The sequence below is a fragment of the Larkinella rosea genome (assembly GCF_003858635.1).
GTDB classification, from domain to species: Bacteria; Bacteroidota; Bacteroidia; order Cytophagales; family Spirosomataceae; genus Larkinella; species Larkinella rosea.
Genome location: NZ_RQJO01000012.1, coordinates 1 through 3076, shown reverse-complemented (window position 1 = coordinate 3076; position 3076 = coordinate 1). Strand labels below are relative to the sequence as shown.

Here is a 3076-nt window from a genome sequence, read left to right as displayed (position 1 = left end):
GCGGGGAGGAGCACACATCCTTTGATCCGTTGGTCTCCGAATGGGGCAACCCGGTGTAGTGAAGCTACATCACCACCTTACGGTGGAGCAAACGCGGGGAACTGAAACATCTAAGTACCCGTAGGAAGAGAAAACAAGAGTGATTCCGTCAGTAGTGGCGAGCGAACGCGGAACAGCCCAAACCTCAGCGGTTACGGCCGCTGGGGGGTTGTAGGACCGACCATCAAATTGACTGCTAAACCGGAATGTTCTGGGAAGGACATCCACAGAGGGTGAGAGACCCGTACGGGTAATAGGAGTCAGTGGGGTTGGGATCCTGAGTAAGGGGGGGCCGGAGGAACCCCCTCTGAATCGGGCAGCACCATCTGCCAAGGCTAAATACACATCAGAGACCGATAGCGAACCAGTACCGTGAGGGAACGGTGAAAAGTACCGCAAGCAGCGGGGTGAAATAGAACCTGAAACCAGACGCCTACAAACGGTTGGAGCCCTTATTGGGGTGACAGCGTGCCTTTTGCATAATGAGCCTACGAGTTACCTTCCCTGGCGAGGTTAACCTTTTTGAGAAGGGGAGCCGAAGCGAAAGCGAGTCTGAACAGGGCGCTGAGTCAGTGGGGGTAGACGCGAAACCGGGTGATCTACCCGTGGCCAGGTTGAAGTGGCAGTAACATGTCATGGAGGACCGCACCAGTAAACGTTGAAAAGTTTTTGGATGAGCTGCGGGTAGGGGTGAAAGGCCAATCAAACCCGGAAATAGCTCGTACTCTCCGAAATGTTTTTAGGAACAGCCTTGCATGTAAGTTTCCCGGGAGGTAGAGCTACCGATAGGACTAGGGGGAGTCACATCCTACCAACTTCTGACGAACTCCGAATGCCCGGGAAATGGTGCGGGAGTGAGGGGTCGGGTGCTAAGGTCCGACTCCGAGAGGGGAACAACCCAGACCACCGGCTAAAGTCCCCAAGTGGTTGCTCAGTTGAACAAAGGAGGTCCGGTTGCCGAGACAGCCAGGAGGTTAGCTTGGAAGCAGCTATTCCTTTAAAGAGTGCGTAACAGCTCACTGGTCGAGCGAGGCGGGCATCGATAATAAACGGGCATGAAGCAACCCACTGAAGCCGTGGACAGCAGTCTTTCGGGACTGGTTGTGGTAGGAGAGCATTCTGTTTTCAGTGAAGGTTAGGCGTGAGCCTTGCTGGAGAGGATAGAAAAGCAAATGTAGGCATAAGTAACGATAATGAAGGTGAGAACCCTTCACACCGTAAGACTAAGGATTCCACCGCGATGGCAATCAACGGTGGGTGAGTCGGCACCTAAGGGGCAGGCGAATGCCGAACCTGAGGGCAAACGGGTTAATATTCCCGTACTAGCCGGAAGAGAGAAGCGGGGACGGAGTACTGAACTGGCCGCGCACTGCGGGAAATGTGCGTTGAAGGCTGAAGCTATTGCTTCCACAGGCAAATCCGTGGAGGTAGGTGGACGCCGATAGTACCTGGAAACCTTCGGGTTTTCGGGATAGTGCCGGGGAAGGGCTTCCAAGAAAAGCCGCTATCGTTAATTTTCCGGGTAACCGTACCGCAAACCGACACAGGTAGTCGAGATGAATAATCTAAGGTGCGCGAGAGAATCATGGCTAAGGAACTCGGCCAATTGACCCTGTAACTTCGGGAGAAGGGGGACCTACTGTCTTGTCAAAGAGATGGAGGTCGCAGAGAAAAGGCCCAGGCGACTGTTTACCAAAAACACAGGACTCTGCGAAATCGAGAGATTCAGTATAGGGTCTGACACCTGCCCGGTGCTGGAAGGTTAAGGGGGGGCGTTAGGGGGGTAACCTTCGAAGCGTTGAACTGAAGCCCCAGTAAACGGCGGCCGTAACTATAACGGTCCTAAGGTAGCGAAATTCCTTGTCGGGTAAGTTCCGACCTGCACGAATGGTGTAACGATCTGGGCACTGTCTCAGCCATGAGCTCGGTGAAATTGTAGTTCCGGTGAAGATGCCGGATACCCGCCACGGGACGGAAAGACCCCGTGCACCTTTACTACAGCTTATCATGGACGCTGGCACAGGGATGTGTAGGATAGGTGGGAGGCAGTGAAGCGGTGTCGCCAGGCATCGTGGAGCCAACGTTGAAATACCACCCTTCTCTTTGTTGGCGTCTAACCTCACTAGGTGAGGGACCGTGGTTGGTGGGTAGTTTGACTGGGGTGGTCGCCTCCGAAAGGGTAACGGAGGCTTCCAAAGGTTCGCTCAGGCCGGTTGGTAACCGGCTGTGGAGTGCAATAGCAGAAGCGAGCTTGACTGTGAGACAAACAGGTCGATCAGGTGCGAAAGCAGGGTATAGTGATCCGGTGGTTCCGCATGGGTGGGCCATCGCTCAAAGGATAAAAGGTACGCCGGGGATAACAGGCTGATCTCCCCCAAGAGCTCACATCGACGGGGAGGTTTGGCACCTCGATGTCGGCTCGTCACATCCTGGGGCTGGAGAAGGTCCCAAGGGTTCGGCTGTTCGCCGATTAAAGTGGCACGCGAGCTGGGTTCAGAACGTCGTGAGACAGTTCGGTCCCTATCTGTGGTGGGCGTAAGAAGATTGACGGGGGCTGCCCTTAGTACGAGAGGACCGGGGTGGACTCACCGCTGGTGAACCGGTTGTTGTGCCCACGGCACGGCCGGGTAGCTACGTGGGGTTTGGATAAGCGCTGAAAGCATCTAAGTGCGAAGCCGGCCCGGAGATGAGTCTTCTATGAAGGACGTTGGAGACGACGACGTTGATAGGCGGCAGGTGCAGGGCGTGAGAGCGCTAGAGCCGAGCCGTACTAATGACCTGAAGGTTGTAGGGTAAAGAGACCGGGAACGGGCTTGCAGAGGTTTGTGATTTCCATATTTCTTAAAGAGACACCAACACTAGTCGTGTTAAGGCCTCCATCCCGAAGGGGGGAAGGAGAACGTTAACCCAAGAGCTGGGATGGTGGCAAGGGTGCGGGGGAACACCTCTTCCCATACCGAACAGAGCCGTTAAGCCCCGTTACGCCGATGGTACTGGAGTCACTTCCGGGAGAGTAGGTTGCCGCCACCACAGAATA

1 rRNA gene and 1 other annotated feature (1 of these 2 cut by a window edge) are annotated in these 3076 nt (G+C 55.1%); the gene reads left to right on the top strand.

The annotated features are described in order from the left end of the window. Positions 1 to 2826 (top strand) — a sequence feature (most likely nonfunctional fraction of RNA operon) (it extends 1523 nt beyond the left edge of the window). A 131-nt stretch (positions 2827 to 2957) separates the two neighbouring features. Further along, positions 2958 to 3069: ribosomal RNA gene (rrf, locus tag EHT25_RS26325) — 5S ribosomal RNA — on the top strand. The last annotated feature ends 7 nt before the right edge of the window (positions 3070 to 3076 follow it).